At 60.4% G+C, this 15,341-nt stretch carries 13 protein-coding genes; 7 read left to right on the top strand and 6 right to left on the bottom strand.

The window, feature by feature from the left end; all coding sequences use genetic code 11:
• Window positions 1-7: 7 nt before the first annotated feature.
• Together ACVWXD_RS01230 and ACVWXD_RS01225 are read left to right on the top strand one after the other, a co-directional pair.
• Window positions 8-409, top strand: a complete 402-nt coding sequence (locus ACVWXD_RS01230) for a YbaN family protein (RefSeq protein WP_032890851.1) — start codon at window positions 8-10, stop codon at window positions 407-409.
• A gap of 136 nt (window positions 410-545) precedes the next feature.
• Window positions 546-2,684 (top strand): methyl-accepting chemotaxis protein, encoded by a 2,139-nt coding sequence (locus ACVWXD_RS01225; RefSeq protein ID WP_457371570.1) that lies wholly within the window; start codon window positions 546-548, stop codon window positions 2,682-2,684.
• 125 nt (window positions 2,685-2,809) lie between these two features.
• On the opposite strand, the gene ACVWXD_RS01220 is transcribed toward ACVWXD_RS01225, so the two are convergent.
• Window positions 2,810-3,373 (bottom strand): NAD(P)H nitroreductase, encoded by a 564-nt coding sequence (locus ACVWXD_RS01220; protein WP_032890847.1) that lies wholly within the window; start codon window positions 3,371-3,373, stop codon window positions 2,810-2,812.
• A gap of 174 nt (window positions 3,374-3,547) precedes the next feature.
• Between ACVWXD_RS01220 and ACVWXD_RS01215 the strand changes: the two genes are divergently transcribed.
• From ACVWXD_RS01215 to ACVWXD_RS01195, 5 genes are all read left to right on the top strand, one after another.
• Window positions 3,548-4,951: a di-heme oxidoreductase family protein gene (locus tag ACVWXD_RS01215; protein ID WP_375803694.1), complete on the top strand. Its 1,404-nt coding sequence runs from the start codon at window positions 3,548-3,550 to the stop codon at window positions 4,949-4,951.
• A gap of 31 nt (window positions 4,952-4,982) precedes the next feature.
• The gene (locus ACVWXD_RS01210) at window positions 4,983-6,047 is read left to right on the top strand and encodes an imelysin family protein (RefSeq protein ID WP_260367547.1); all 1,065 of its coding nucleotides are present in this window, start codon (window positions 4,983-4,985) and stop codon (window positions 6,045-6,047) included.
• Between the two features lie 2 nt (window positions 6,048-6,049).
• A complete protein-coding gene (locus tag ACVWXD_RS01205) occupies window positions 6,050-7,147 on the top strand; it encodes a DUF1513 domain-containing protein (protein WP_032891083.1) in 1,098 nt (365 codons plus the stop codon).
• Window positions 7,148-7,348: 201 nt separating this feature from the next.
• On the top strand, window positions 7,349-8,479 hold the full coding sequence (locus ACVWXD_RS01200; protein ID WP_260367546.1) for an efflux RND transporter periplasmic adaptor subunit: 1,131 nt from the start codon (window positions 7,349-7,351) through the stop codon (window positions 8,477-8,479).
• 3 nt (window positions 8,480-8,482) lie between these two features.
• Window positions 8,483-11,509, top strand: a complete 3,027-nt coding sequence (locus ACVWXD_RS01195) for a multidrug efflux RND transporter permease subunit (RefSeq protein ID WP_457370604.1) — start codon at window positions 8,483-8,485, stop codon at window positions 11,507-11,509.
• 54 nt (window positions 11,510-11,563) lie between these two features.
• Here ACVWXD_RS01195 and ACVWXD_RS01190 read toward each other — a convergent pair whose 3' ends face one another.
• The 5 genes from ACVWXD_RS01190 to colR form a co-directional block, all read right to left on the bottom strand.
• Entirely contained in the window at window positions 11,564-11,791 is a 228-nt protein-coding gene (locus ACVWXD_RS01190; RefSeq protein ID WP_032890836.1) for a hypothetical protein, read from the bottom strand.
• Entirely contained in the window at window positions 11,788-12,507 is a 720-nt protein-coding gene (locus ACVWXD_RS01185; protein ID WP_260367544.1) for a lipopolysaccharide kinase InaA family protein, read from the bottom strand. The genes ACVWXD_RS01190 and ACVWXD_RS01185 overlap by 4 nt, the downstream gene beginning before the upstream one ends.
• Window positions 12,508-12,511: 4 nt before the next feature.
• Window positions 12,512-13,192, bottom strand: a complete 681-nt coding sequence (locus ACVWXD_RS01180) for a class I SAM-dependent methyltransferase (RefSeq protein ID WP_032890833.1) — start codon at window positions 13,190-13,192, stop codon at window positions 12,512-12,514.
• 188 nt (window positions 13,193-13,380) lie between these two features.
• Complete coding sequence (locus tag ACVWXD_RS01175; RefSeq protein ID WP_260367543.1) at window positions 13,381-14,661, bottom strand: sensor histidine kinase; 1,281 nt, start codon at window positions 14,659-14,661, stop codon at window positions 13,381-13,383.
• On the bottom strand, window positions 14,651-15,334 hold the full coding sequence (gene colR / locus ACVWXD_RS01170; RefSeq protein ID WP_027605482.1) for a two-component system response regulator ColR: 684 nt from the start codon (window positions 15,332-15,334) through the stop codon (window positions 14,651-14,653). The genes ACVWXD_RS01175 and colR overlap by 11 nt, the downstream gene beginning before the upstream one ends.
• Window positions 15,335-15,341: the final 7 nt, after the last annotated feature.

The following is a 15,341-nucleotide window of genomic DNA, read 5'->3' as shown; positions in this document are numbered from 1 at the left end:
CTTCACCATGACCGGCAAAACCCAATCCACCTCGAAAATCGCACAGATCCTGTTTGGCCTGCTGGCCTATGTCAGCCTGGGCATCGGGCTGGTGGCGATTGTGATACCCGGTTTGCCCACCACCGAGTTCATCCTGCTGGCCGCCTGGGCTGCGACCAAAAGCTCGCCACGCCTCAGCGCCTGGCTGGAAAACCACCGCCTGTTTGGGCCGATCCTGTTCAACTGGCGCAACGGCAAGATCATCGCGCGCCGGGCCAAAGTCAGCGCCACCGTGAGCATGCTGTTGTGCGCGATCCTGATGCTGGTGATGCTCGACCATGGCTGGCCCATCTACCTGGCGATTGCCGGGATGAGCCTGGGCAATCTGTGGATCTGGTCACGCCCCGAACGGCTCGCACAGCCCGTATAACCCTACCTGTAGGCGTTTTCCTACCGCCCATCGCCTTCTGCTCATGAAAGCCCCTACCGCGCCGATGCTCCGGATATAGCGCTGAATGGACTTGGCCGTGCTGTGCATTCCAACAAGACCATTCGTGAGTGAACCTATGTTCGACACCCTCTCTATCCGCTTGAAAATCGTGCTGCTGTCCGGGCTTTGCCTATTGGGCGTGATTGCACTGGTGGTCGGCATCAATATCTACACCACTAACCAGAACGATCAGTTAGTCAGTGATTCAAGCTCACGCATGCTCACCGCTGGCGTGGAACAGTTGCTGCAAGCCAAGGCTGCGGAGCAGGCCGTGCAACTGCAGAAAACTTTCGGTGACAGTCAGGTAGCGTTGACAGCCCTTGCCGACCAGATCAAAGACCTGCGTAACTTGGGGACCAAACGTGCCCTTGAAGCCGGCGCCCTGCGCGAAGAACTCAACCAGAGCGTAAAAACCGCATTCGAGCGCAACAACAAGGTGCTGGGCATCTGGCTGTCATTCGAGCCCAACGGGTTGGATGGCAAGGACAGCGAATTCGTCGACGACAAGGCTCGCGTGTCCAACGAAAAAGGCCGCTTCTCCAGCTACTGGAGCCGAGCCGGTGGCGCAGGCCTGAACACCATAATGGTCGAGGACGACCTGACCAAGACTACCCTCAACCTCAGTGGTACGCCCTACAACATCTGGTACACCTGCCCGCGCGACACCCGCAGTACATGCCTGTTGGACCCGTATGAAGACACAGTGGCCGGCAAACCCGTGCTGATGACCACCATTTCGATGCCGCTGATCGTGGAAGGCAAAGTCATCGGTATCGTTGGTGTCGATATCGCCCTTACCGCCCTGCAAGCGTCCACCGACGCCGCACAGAAAGACTTGTTCAATGGCGCGGCGCACCTGGAGATTCTCTCCAGCACCGGCCTGATTGCTGCGTACAGCGGCGAACCAGCCAAGGTCGGCAAGAATCTTATCGATACCCTCGGCGCCGAAGGCAAAGAGATCGTGCAACTGCTGGCCAGTGACAATCACGTGATCCGAGAACAGGGCGATACCATTCGCGCCGTATACCCGGTCAAGCCGATTAGCGATGCCAAATCCTGGGGCGTGGTGATCAAGCTGCCAAAAGCCGTGATGCTGGCCGATAACGTCAAGCTGCAAGCCGTGCTCGATGATGCGCAGGCGGCTGGTACGCTCAAAGCCTTACTGGTAGCGGCTGCCGCCGCGTTGCTCGGCCTGCTGTTGATCTGGCTGACCGCCACCGGCGTAACCCGCCCGATCAACAGCGTGGCCGCGATGCTCAAGGACATCGCCAGCGGCGACGGCGACCTCACCCAACGCTTGGCCTACAGTAAAAAGGATGAACTGGGCGAACTGGTGAACTGGTTCAATCGCTTCCTCGACAAGCTGCAACCGACTATCGCCCAGATCAAGCAAAGCATCACCGAGGCCCGCGGCACGGCGGACCAGTCCTCGGCCATCGCCCGCCAGACCAGCGAAGGCATGCAGGTGCAGTTCCGTGAAATCGACCAAGTGGCCACGGCGTCCAACGAAATGAGCGCAACCGCCCATGACGTCGCCAACAGCGCCTCGAATGCCGCCAGCGCGGCACGCGGTGCCGATCAGTCGGCGCGCGAAGGCATGCAGATCATTGAAAAGAGTACGCGGGATATCACGGTCCTCGCCGAAGAAGTCAGCAGGGCCGTGGGCGAAGTCGAAGCCCTGGCAGTCAACAGCGAGCAAATCGGTTCGGTGCTGGAAGTGATCCGCAGCATTGCCGAACAGACCAACCTGCTGGCGCTGAACGCGGCGATTGAAGCGGCACGCGCGGGCGAAAGCGGCCGCGGCTTTGCGGTGGTGGCCGACGAAGTCCGTAACTTGGCCAAGCGCACCCAGGATTCCGTGGAGGAGATCCGCCTGGTGATCGAACGCATCCAGAGCGGCACCCGTGGCGTGGTCGCGACGATGCACTCAAGCCAAAGCCAGGCCCAGAGCAATGCCGGGCAGATCCATCAGGCCGTGCAGGCCTTGGGCAAGATCAGCGACGCCGTGACGGTGATCAGCGACATGAACCTGCAAATCGCCAGCGCCGCCGAACAACAGAGCGCGGTGGCCGAAGAGGTCAACCGTAACGTCTCGGCGATCCGTACCGTGACCGAAACCCTCACCGGCCAGGCCACCGAATCGGCGGCTATCAGCAGCCAACTCAATGCGTTGGCCAGCCAGCAGATGAAACTCATGGATCAGTTCAAGGTTTAAGAAACACCACAGGTGAAATGTGGGAGGGGGCCTGCCCCCGATAGCAGTGTGTCAGTCAGCAGATTCATTGACTGAGACACCGCTATCGGGGGCAAGCCCCCTCCCACATTTTGATCGCGTACTGCTTAGAGACCCGTCCAAGCCTGCACAAACGCCGCCACATCTTCCTTCGGCGCCGTACGCGGCGGGTTCTGCGGGGTACCCAAATAGAGGAAGCCAATCACTTCCTCATCCGCCGTCAGCCCCAGGCCTTTGGCAACGTGGGCCGAGTAGGACAACTCACCCGTACGCCACACCGCACCAATCCCTTGGGCATAGGCCGCCAACAGAATGCCGTGGGCCGCACAGGCCGCCGCCAGCAGTTGCTCAGACTTGGGTACCTTGAAGTGCTCCTGCAAACGGGCGATCACCACCACCACCAACGGTGCGCGCAATGGGCCGTTCTGGGCCTTGTCGATGGCGGCTTGCGGGGCGTCGGCGTCTTGCAGGCGTGCAGCCTCGGCCAGCAGCGTCCCCATCTGCTCACGGGCGGCGCCTTCTACGGTGAGGAAACGCCAAGGGCGCAATTGACCGTGGTCGGGTGCACGCATGGCAGCGGCGAACAGCACGTCGCGCTGCTCCTGGGTCGGTGCCGGCTCCAGCAAACGCGGCACGGAAACACGGTTGAGCAAAGCGTCGAGAGCCTGCATTGGCCACCTCCAGAAAAAATGTGCGGTCATTCTAGCGGGAATAAACCGGCGACCACCAAACGATAATTGCTCTTATTCATTCCCCCCGGCCCTGTTAGACTTTGCGACCATATTTTTCACGCTCGTTCAGGAAACTCGATGTTCCGTTCGCTTCTTCGTCTGTCCGTCGTATGCATGGCCTTGGGCCTGACTGCGTGCGATGACGCCCCCAGGTTCACCAAGGCCGAGCCGGGTGAATCGCGGGCAGGCGGCGCGACGACGGTGAATAAGCGCGACCAGAACGCGTTTTCCCTGCCGTCGGCCAACTTGTCGCCGACGCGCCGCTTGGACTTCAGCGTCGGCAACAGTTTCTTTCGCAGTCCTTGGGTGATCGCGCCGTCCACCACCACCGCCCGTGATGGCCTGGGCCCGTTGTTCAACACCAACGCTTGCCAGAACTGCCACATCAAGGACGGCCGTGGCCACCCGCCGTTGCCCGACGCAGCCAATGCGGTCTCGATGCTGGTGCGCCTGTCGATCGCCCCGCCAACTCAGGATCAGCAACCCTACGCCAAACTCATGGAGCAAGCAGGCGTGGTGCCAGAGCCGACATACGGCGGGCAATTGCAGGACATGGCCGTGCCCGGCGTCACTCCGGAAGGCAAAGTGCGGGTCGACTACACACCGGTCAACGTCACCTTCAAGGACGGCACCGTCGTCGAACTGCGCAAGCCGGACCTGCAGATCACCCAACTGGGCTACGGCCCAATGCACCCCGACACCCGTTTTTCGGCGCGCATCGCCCCGCCGATGATCGGCCTTGGCCTGCTTGAAGCCATCAGCGACGCGGACATCCTGCGCAATACCGACCCCAAAACCGCCGATAAAGAAGCCATCGTCGGCCGCGCCAATCAGGTCTGGGATGACGCCGAGCAAAAAACCGTGCTCGGGCGTTTTGGCTGGAAAGCCGGACAACCCAACCTCAATCAACAAAATGTTCACGCGTTTTCTGGTGATATGGGCCTCACTACGTCCCTGAGACCCTTCGATGACTGCACCGACGCCCAAGTGGCCTGCAAACAGGCGCCCAACGGCAATGGCGCCGATGGCGAGCCGGAAGTCAGCGATAACATTCTGCGCCTGGTGCTGTTCTACACCCGTAACCTTGCCGTGCCCGTGCGCCGCCAGGTCAACGATCCGCAAGTCCTGGCCGGGAAAAACCTGTTCTTCCAGGCCGGTTGCCAGGGGTGCCACAAGCCGACGTTCACCACCTCAGCCAATGCCGCCGAGCCTGAATTGGCCAACCAAGTGATCCGCCCCTATAGCGATTTGCTGCTGCACGACATGGGCGATGGCCTGGCCGACAACCGCAGCGAATTCAAGGCCGGTGGCCGCGACTGGCGCACGCCGCCGTTGTGGGGCATTGGCCTGACACACACCGTAAGTGGCCATACCCAGTTTCTGCATGACGGTCGCGCCCGCAACCTGCTGGAAGCCGTGCTCTGGCACGGCGGTGAGGCACAAGCGGCGCAGCAGCATGTGTTGTCCTTTAATGCCGAACAGCGCGCTGCGTTGCTGGCGTTCCTGAATTCTTTATAAGCTTCGCCCCACTTACAGAAGGGAGCTCGACATGTTCCGTCCCAAGTTGTTGTTCACCAGCCTGGCCGCCCTCGCCCTGGGCGCCTGCTCGCCACAAGACCCGCAAGCCGTGACCTCTGCTGCGATCGCCAAACAAGTGATCCTGCCGACCTACAGCCGCTGGGTCGAAGCCGACCGTCAGTTGGCCGCCAGCGCCCTCGCCTACTGCCAGGGCAAGGAAAGCCTGGACACCGCCCGCGCCGACTTCATCCATGCGCAAAAAGCCTGGGCCGAGTTGCAACCGCTGCTGATCGGCCCGCTGGCCGAGGGCAACCGTGCATGGCAAATACAGTTCTGGCCGGACAAGAAAAACCTGGTCGGGCGCCAGGTCGAGCAATTGGTCACCAGCCAGCCGCAGATCGACGGCGCCGCCCTGGCCAAGTCCAGCGTAGTCGTGCAAGGCCTGTCGGCCTACGAATACATCCTCTACGACGCCAAGACCGACATCGCCGACGATGCGAACAAAGCCCGTTATTGCCCACTGTTGGTGGCCATCGGCGAGCGTCAGAAAACCCTGGCCGAAGAGATCCTAGCCAGCTGGAACAGCACCGATGGCATGCTCGCGCAGATGACCAAGTTTCCGAACCAGCGCTACGCCGATTCCCACGAAGCCATCGCCGACCTGCTGCGCGTCCAAGTGACCGCCCTGGACAGCCTGAAGAAAAAACTCGGCACGCCCATGGGCCGCCAGACCAAGGGCATCCCGCAGCCGTTCCAGGCCGACGCGTGGCGCAGCCAGTCGTCCCTGCAAAGCCTGGAGGCCAGCCTTGCTGCCGCCCAGACCGTATGGGTCGGCGTCGACAACAAAGGCCTGCGTGGCCTGCTGCCGTCGGATCAGAAACCATTGGCCGACAAAATCGACGCCGCCTACGCCGCGTCCCTGAAACTGTTCGCCAGCAACCAGCGCACCCTCAACGAACTGTTGAACGATGACGCCGGTCGCCAGCAACTCAACGACATCTATGACAGCCTCAACGTCGTCCACCGCCTGCACGAAGGCGAACTGGCCAAGGCGCTGGGCATCCAACTGGGCTTTAACGCCAACGACGGTGACTGATGATGCTCAGGCGACAGGCTTTGGCGGTTGGCAGCGTACTGCTCAGCGCACTCACACTGGGTGGTTGGACGTTGTTCAAGCAGAAAGACAAGGGTCCGCTGCTGCTGTCGGCGCGCGATGATGCAGACGGCAAGCACTACGCCGTGGGCTATCACTTGGACGGCAAGCAAGTGTTTGCCACTCAGGTCGGCCAGCGCTGCCACGACATCATCAACCACCCGACACTGCCGATTGCGCTGTTCGTCGCCCGTCGCCCAGGCACCGAAAGTTACTTGATCGACCTGCGTGATGGCGCGCTGCTGCAAACCATCACCTCGAACACCAATCGCCACTTCTACGGCCATGCGGTGATTCACAAGAGCGGCGACTGGCTGTACGCCACCGAGAACGATACGTCAGACCCCGGCCGTGGCTTGCTCGGTGTGTATAAGTTCGAAGGCGAGCGGCTGGTGCACAGCGGCGAACTTTCCACCCACGGCATTGGCCCGCACCAGGTGTCGTGGATGCCCGACGGCGAGACGTTGATCGTGGCCAATGGCGGCATTCGCACCGAAGCCGAAAGCCGCGTGGAGATGAACCTCAATGCCATGGAGCCGAGCCTGGTGTTGATGCAGCGCGACGGCACGCTCATCAGCAAGGAAACCCTGGCTCAGCAGATGAACAGCGTGCGCCATATGGGCATCGCCAGCGATGGCACCATCCTTACCGGGCAGCAGTTCATGGGGCCGTCCCAGGAGCGTTCCGAGTTGCTGGCGATCAAGCGTCCGGGGCAACCGTTCGTGGCGTTTCCAGTGGCAGACGAGCAATTGCAGGCCATGGGGCATTACACCGCCAGCGTCGCGGTGCACAGCGAGTTGCGCCTGGTGGCATTGACGGCGCCACGTGGCAATCGCTTCTTTATCTGGGACATGGACAGCGGCGAACTGCGTCTTGATGGTCCGTTACCCGATTGCGCAGGGGTCGGTGCAGTAGAGGATGGATTTGTCGTCACCTCCGGCCAAGGCCGTTGCCGCTACTACGATTGCCGCCAGAAACAGTTGGTCGCCAAACCGCTGGAATTACCAGCAGGGCTCTGGGACAACCATCTCCACCTGATCTGACATCCCCCTGTAGTCGCCCGATTTGCCGGCAATGGTGTACTTCAAATCGCCGCAGGGCTTGAAGGCGCCATCGCCGGCAAGTCGGGCTATTACAGGGCCGTTGACCTGTCAAAAATACCGTCTGGAATCCCCACTACACTCGGAGTAATGTTTCGAGCTTGTCTGTTTTCGTCTGTCTCAGTTTTTCCAAGGAACCGGAATATGCTGCGCCGTCGCATGCTGATCATGTTGGGTGTCGTCCTGTTAATCGTCCTGCTGCTGGCGGGCTATAAAGCCTTTTCCATCTATCAGCAGATCCAGGTCTTTTCCAAACCCAAGCCGCCCGTGAGTGTCGCCGTCGCCACCGCTGTCGAACAGCCATGGCAGCAACGCCTACCGTCGGTGGGCACGCTCAAGGCTTTGCAAGGCGTCAACCTGAGCCTGGAAATTGCGGGAACGGTCAAAGACGTGAAGTTCGAATCCGGGCAGAAGGTCAAGGCCGGGCAACCCCTGGTGCAACTGGACAGCGCCGTAGAAAGCGCGCTGCTGGAAACTGCCCAGGCCGACTTGGGCCTGGCCCAGCTGGACTACGGACGCGGCAGCCAGTTGGTGGGCAGCCAGGCGATTTCCAAGGGCGAGTTCGACCGCCTGTCCGCGCAACTGCAAAAGAACAAAGCCACGGTCAACCAGCTCAAGGCCTCGCTGGCGAAGAAGCATATTGTCGCGCCGTTCAGCGGCACCATCGGCATTCGCCAGGTGGACGTGGGCGACTACCTGGCCAGCGGCACGGTGATCGCCACCTTGCAGGACATCAGCAGCCTGTATGTCGACTTCTATATCCCCGAGCACGCGGTGCCCAAGGTCGCCATCGGCCAAACCGTGCAGGTGCAGGTCTCAGCCTACCCCGGGCAGCAATTCCCCGGTCGCATCAGCGCAATCAACCCCAAGGTCGAGGACAGCACACGCAATGTCCTGGTGCGCGCCACCCTGGCCAACCCGGACAACACACTGCTGCCCGGTATGTTCACCAGCCTCGACGTCTTGCTGCCCAACCCCACCGCACAGATCGTGGTGCCGGAAAGCGCAATTACCTACACCCTCTACGGCAACTCGGTGTACGCCGTGGCCGAGAAGAAGAACGAGAGCGGCGAGCTGGAAAAGGACGCCAATGGCCAACCGCTGCTGGTCGCCGAGCGACGCTTTGTCGAGACCGGCGAACGACGCGGCGGCCTGGTGCTGGTGAGCAAGGGCTTGAGCGCCGGTGAGCAGGTGGTCAGCGCCGGTCAGCTCAAGCTGGATAACGGCACGCCCATCGCCATCAGTCCGGACAAAAACCTGCCGGCAGGGCACTGAGCCATGAAGTTCACAGATGCCTTTATCCGCCGTCCGGTGCTGGCCATGGTGGTCAGCCTGCTCATCGTGCTGCTGGGTTTGCAGGCCTACAGCAAGTTACCGCTGCGCCAATACCCGACCATGGAAAACGCCCTGATAACGGTGACCACCGCCTACCCCGGTGCAAACGCCGAAACCATCCAGGGCTATATCACTCAGCCGTTGCAGCAAAGCCTGGCCAGCGCCGAGGGCATCGACTACATGACCTCGGTGAGTCGCCAGAACTTTTCGGTGATTTCCATCTACGCGCGCATCGGCGCCAACAGTGACCGCTTGTTTACCGAGTTGCTGGCCAAAGCCAATGAGGTAAAAAACAAACTGCCACAAGACGCCGAAGACCCGGTGTTGAGCAAAGAGGCGGCCGACGCTTCGGCGCTGATGTACATCAGTTTCTCCAGCCAGCAATTGAGCAACCCGCAGATCACCGACTACTTGTCTCGCGTCATCCAGCCCAAGCTCGCCACCCTGCCGGGCATGGCAGAAGCGGAGATCCTCGGCAATCAGGTGTTCGCCATGCGTATCTGGCTGGACCCGGTCAAGCTCGCCGGTTTCGGCCTCAGCGCCAGCGACATCACCGACGCCGTGCGCCGTTACAACTTCCTGTCCGCCGCCGGCGAGGTGAAGGGTGAGTTCGTGGTGACCAGCATCAACGCCAACACCGACCTCAAGTCCGCTGAAGCCTTTGGCGCCATCGCCGTTAAAACCGACGGTGACAGCCGTGTGCTGCTGCGGGACGTGGCCCGCGTAGAAATGGGCGCGGAAAACTACAACGCCATCAGCTCGTTTGGCGGCACGCCCTCGGTGTACATCGGCATCAAGGCTACCCCCAGCGCCAACCCGCTGGAGGTGATCAAGGAAGTGCGCAAGATCATGCCAGAGCTGGAAGCCCAGCTGCCGCCTACCCTCAAGGCAGAAATTGCCTACGACGCCACGCTATTTATCCAGGCCTCCATCAACGAAGTGGTCAAGACCCTGTTTGAGGCGGTACTGATCGTCATCGTGGTGGTGTTCCTGTTCCTCGGCGCGTTGCGCTCGGTGGTGATCCCGGTGATCACCATCCCGCTGTCGATGATCGGCGTGCTGTTTTTCATGCAATTGATGGGCTATTCGATCAACTTGCTGACGCTGCTGGCGATGGTATTGGCCATCGGCCTGGTGGTGGACGATGCCATCGTGGTCGTAGAAAACATCCACCGGCATATCGAGGAAGGCAAGACGCCATTGGATGCGGCGCTGGAAGGCGCGCGGGAAATTGCCCTGCCGGTGGTGTCCATGACCATCACGTTGGCCGCGGTGTATGCGCCCATTGGTTTTCTCGAAGGGCTCACCGGGGCGCTGTTCAAGGAGTTCGCCCTGACCCTGGCCGGGGCGGTGATCATTTCCGGCATTGTCGCTCTGACCCTGTCACCGATGATGTGCGCCTTGCTGTTGCGCCACGATGAAAACCCGAGCGGCCTGGCTCATCGCCTCGACCGGATTTTTGACAGACTCAAGCGGCGCTATCAACGCATGCTCCACGGCACCCTGAATACGCGGCCGGTGGTGATCGTGTTTGCGCTGATCGTGCTGTGCCTGATCCCGGTGTTCCTCAAGTTCACCCAGTCGCAACTGGCCCCGGACGAAGACCAGGGCATCATCTTCATGATTGCCAGCGCGCCGCAGCCCACCAACCTGGACTACCTCAACACCTACACCGACGAGTTCATCAACATCTTCAAGGAGTTTCCGGAGTACTACTCTTCGTTCCAGATCAATGGCTTCAACGGCGTGCAATCGGGCATCGGCGGTTTCCTGCTCAAGCCGTGGAACGAGCGTGACCGCACCCAGATGCAAATCCTCCCCGAGGTGCAGCATCGCCTCGAGCAGATTCCCGGCCTGCAAGTGTTCGGCTTCAACCTGCCGTCCCTGCCCGGCACGGGTGAGGGCCTGCCGTTTGGCTTTGTGATCAACACCGCCAATGACTATGAGTCGTTGCTGGAAGTGGCCAACCGCGTGAAAAAGCGCGCGATGGAGTCGGGCAAGTTTGCCTTTGTCGACATCGACCTAGCCTTCGACAAACCCGAAGTGGTGGTGGATATCGACCGCGCCAAGGCGGCGCAGATGGGTGTGTCGATGCAAGACCTCGGCGGCACCCTGGCAACCCTGCTGGCGGAGGCGGAGATCAACCGGTTCACCCTCGATGGGCGCAGTTACAAGGTGATCGCTCAGGTAGAACGCGCCTACCGCGACAACCCCGACTGGCTGAACAACTACTACGTGAAAAACACCCAGGGCGAATTGTTGCCGCTGTCGACCCTGATCACACTCACCGACCGCGCCCGACCGCGCCAGTTGAATCAGTTCCAGCAACTCAACTCGGCGCTGATATCAGGCTTTCCGATCGTGAGCATGGGCGAGGCCATCGACACCGTGCGCCAGATCGCCATTGAAGAAACCCCACCCGGCTATGCGTTCGACTACAGCGGTGCGTCCCGACAATTTATTCAGGAAGGCTCGGCGCTGTGGGTAACCTTTGGCCTGGCCCTGGCGATTATCTTCCTGGTGTTGGCGGCGCAGTTCGAAAGCTTCCGTGACCCGCTGGTGATCCTGGTGACGGTGCCGTTGTCGATCTGTGGGGCGCTGATTCCGCTGTTCCTGGGCTGGTCGAGCATGAACATCTACACCCAGGTGGGGTTGGTAACGCTGATCGGCTTGATCAGCAAGCACGGCATTCTGATCGTGGAATTTGCCAACCAGTTGCGTAAGGACAGGGGCATCACGCCCCGACAAGCCGTGGAGGAAGCCGCATCGATTCGCCTGCGACCAGTGCTGATGACCACAGCCGCCATGGTGTTCGGCATGGTGCCGCTGATTTTCGCGACCGGGGCGGGTGCCGTCAGCCGGTTTGATATCGGGATGGTGATTGCGACGGGGATGTCGATCGGTACGTTGTTTACGCTGTTTGTACTGCCCTGCGTTTATACCCTCCTGGCCAAACCGGATAAGGCTTGAAGCAAAAAAAAGGGCCTCGCATCGCAAGGCCCTTTCGGGGTGGTTTAAATCGTTTCAACTCTGCGGCCTCATCCCTTGAGACATTCCAAACATGAACAGGAGCAACTCGTGATCAGGCTTGGCCGCCACACTCGCCTTGACGACGCGCGGCAACAGGCATTGCGCCCCGTCCTGCGTCGCACTGAGTACCTGTGTGCGAGGCTGTTCCCACGCGGCCAGGGCCAAGGCTGCAACCCCTAACGCCCCCACCAGAAACACACCTCGTGCTATTTCTAGCTTCATTTGGTTAAACCCTTGATAGCGCTGCCAAACGCCGTCTCGTAAAGGTAGCTGAGTTTTGCCCAGTCGCTATCGTTCCACGACGAATGGCGGCGCAGTTGCAGCATGTCGTGGGACGCTGCCTTATGAGCGGTAATGCGCTGGCGGCACTTCTCAAAATCCAGCAGTGCCACTTCCACGTTGGCCGCGTCGCCCTCGCCCGTCACCCTTACAAAGATATGCTTGATGTACAGGCAACCGTGCTGCCAACGCCCCTTGTGCATACGTGCCAGGGTGCAGGCCAATTCCTTGAGTACGCGCTCGTGGACTAATTCGCCGTAGCGTTCACGGCCACCCGCGGAGTACCAGTTTTCAATTTCGTCAAAACCGTCTAGGGACGCGGTGACCAGCAACGCCTGCCACTGGTGCTCAGCATCGCGGCGCGCCTCGCAGAACACCAACTCCGGCACCCGCACATCCAGCAAGCGCAGCCCTTTGAGGGCATCACGCTCGCGCAGCACCGTGGGGCGCCCAAAGGGGTGCAGCCAACTGCGGTAGATGTGGCCAGTCTGGCGCTTGCTGTAGAGCAGACGCCCATTGGCGCTCATCACTCGCTGCACACCACTTTCACCGCCGCGACGACGATTGGGCTCTTCGACCCACTCGCCTTGTTGGCGCCAGAAATAATCAAATCTTTCTTCGGGAGCTACGTGACTGCCTGCTACGCACTCAACTGCCATGCTCTTACCTCTTGCGCAATACATACACTCGCCACATGGCGTACAGCGGGATGAAATCCAGAGAATCCTGAACACGGAAACCCGCTTGCTCAAATTCTGCTTCAACAGTAGCAGCTGGTAACACAAATCTGTTTTGGTAACCTTCTTGCTCACCGTTCTTGCGTCGCTGCCCTTCAAGGCGTTTGCGTTTCCAGGCTTTGAAATTGCCATCGACCCACAGCGAAATGATCACGCTGTCGCGGGTAACACGCTGAAACTCCCGCAATATCGCCAGTCGGTGCGCCGGATCACCAATGTGGTGCAACAGGCGCATACAGAAAATGCTATCGACCGAGTTATCCGGCAAATCGATATCAAAGGCAGATGTCTGCAAAGGTCGTACCCGTTTCACCACATCCGCCGGTTGGGCGGCGGTTGCGACCTTCAACATCGACGCGGAATTGTCGGCGCCAATAATCACACGGTTGGGTTTTTCCGCCAGCAACGGCCAGAAGCGCCCCGCACCACACGGCAAGTCCAGCACCAGGCTAGGCTCACCCGCCATCGCCAACGCACCACGGGCCAATTGTTCGTCGCGCTTGTGGGACAAGCGGCGGGCCAAATTGTCCTGATGCTTGAGCAAATATTCGTGGGCGTGTTCGTCGTCGTACTTGTCGGAAAATTCGAGTTTGATCGGGGTAGGCATCAACGGATCTCCTGTTGCTGATGCCTACAACCTTAAGCAGCGTCCTGTGATCAACAGGTCAACCCATTGTGAAAAACTTGTCCTGTCCAATCTCATATATTTCAAGACTTTACAGATACAAGCAATATCATGGGGCCATCTTCGCCGAATTACGGCGATCTCTGGCAGGATAACGGCAGGGGAAACGGTCAGGCGTTGACCTGACTCAACTGAACATGAAAGCGACAGCCATTGGGTTCCATAGTGCTGAGGGTAACGCTCCAGCCCTGGTTCTCGCAGATGCGCTGGACCAGTGACAAACCCAATCCGAGGCCCTCACCGCGCTTCTCACTGCCGCGAACAAACGGCTCGAACATCGCTTCGCGCTTATCTTCGGGAATGCCGACGCCGCTGTCTTCCACCACAAACCCGGTCGGCTCCAGCGTCAGCCGGATAAAACCGCGTTCGGTGTAATGCAGCGCATTGCGCAACAGGTTGCCCATCACGGCATGCAGGAAGGTCGCGTTGTAGCGGGTATCCAAAGGGTTGCCCGGTTGGTAGATCAACTCCAGGCCCTTGTGCTCAATGGGCTCGCGCCAAATGCCAAGCAGATCATCAGCCACCTGCGACAGGTTGACCTTGGGCGACATGCTGCCATCGTCATGTTGGGCACGGGCGAGCATCAGGAAGGTTTGGACCAGTTCACGCATTTCTTCACAGGCACGGGCGATTCGCTCGACCTGGTTACGCCCACGCTGATCGATCGCGGGGTTTTCCAGTAGCAGTTCGCAGGAACTGGCCAGCACCATCAGGGGCGTGCGCAGTTCGTGGCTGACATCGCTGGTAAACAACTGCTCGCGTGACAATGCCTGACGCAGGCGCCCCAGCGTGGCGTCGAAGGCCACGGCCAACTCCCCGACTTCGTCGGCGGCATAGTCGGGCGCCAGGGGCGGCGCCAGGCCAAGCAACTGGTCACGGTGGCGCACCTGACGAGCCAGGCGCACTACCGGCGCCATTACCTTACGGGCCAGCACCCAGCCGAGGAACACCGCCAGCGCCAGGCTGAGCACGAAGCCCACCAACACCACGGCAAACAGCACGCGCTCGCGCTCTTCGAAATCGCTTTGATCTTGCAGCAGCACATAGCGCCGACCGTCGACTACTTCGACCATAGCGTGGTACGACAGCGCCTCACGAAACACCTCATGAAACCCTGGCTCCAGATGGCGCAGGTCCTTGGGCAATTCAAAATCGCCGGGGCCACCGCTGAAGTAAAACAGCTGATCGGGCTCGGGCCGGTGCCGCCAGTCCTCGACGGTGTCCATCAGCAGCAGGCGCTGCAAGTCACCGCCCAAGCCTGCCGAGATCAACTTCTCTTCCACCAGGTGCACGGTCGCGATGATGCCCATGGCGAAGGCGCCCGCCACCAACGCACTCATCAAGGCAAAGGCGATGATGATCCGCTGGGCAAGGCTTTGCTTAAACTCCATCACGGCCCTCGGCCAAGCGGTAACCCACACCATGCACCGTTTGCAGCAGCGGTTTGGCGAACGGCTTATCGATCACTTGGCGCAACTGGTGCACATGGCTGCGCAGGCTGTCGCTGTCCGGGCAGTCATCGCCCCACAGCGCCTCTTCAAGCACTTCCCGACGCAGTACGTGGGGACTCTTCTGCATCAAGACCGCGAGCAGCTTCAGGCCGACCGGGTTGAGTTTGAGCAGGCGCCCTTCGCGGGTAACTTCCAGGGTGTCGAGGTCGTAATTAAGATCGGCCACTTGCAGGGCGCGACGGCCGCCACCTTGGGCACGCCGCAGCACGGCTTCGATACGCGCGGCCAATTCCGACAGGGCAAACGGTTTGAGCAAATAATCGTCGGCGCCGGACTTGAAGCCCTGCAACCGGTCATCCAACTGGTCGCGAGCGGTGAGCATGATCACCGGTGTGTCGCGGCGGGCGTCTTCACGCAGGCGTTTGCACAAGGTGTAGCCATCGATGCCAGGCAGCATGATGTCGAGCACGATCAAGTCGTAGTGCTCGGTTGCGGCCAGGTGCAGGCCCGACAAACCGTCCTGCGCACAGTCCACGGTGTAGCCTTTTAGCCCCAGGTAGTCGGCCAGGTTGGCCAGAATATCGCGGTTGTCTTCAACCAATAGAATTCGCATGGGCAGT

It is taken from the genome of Pseudomonas sp. TE3911 (assembly GCF_054062775.1).
This window is presented reverse-complemented; position numbering and strand designations above follow the sequence as displayed.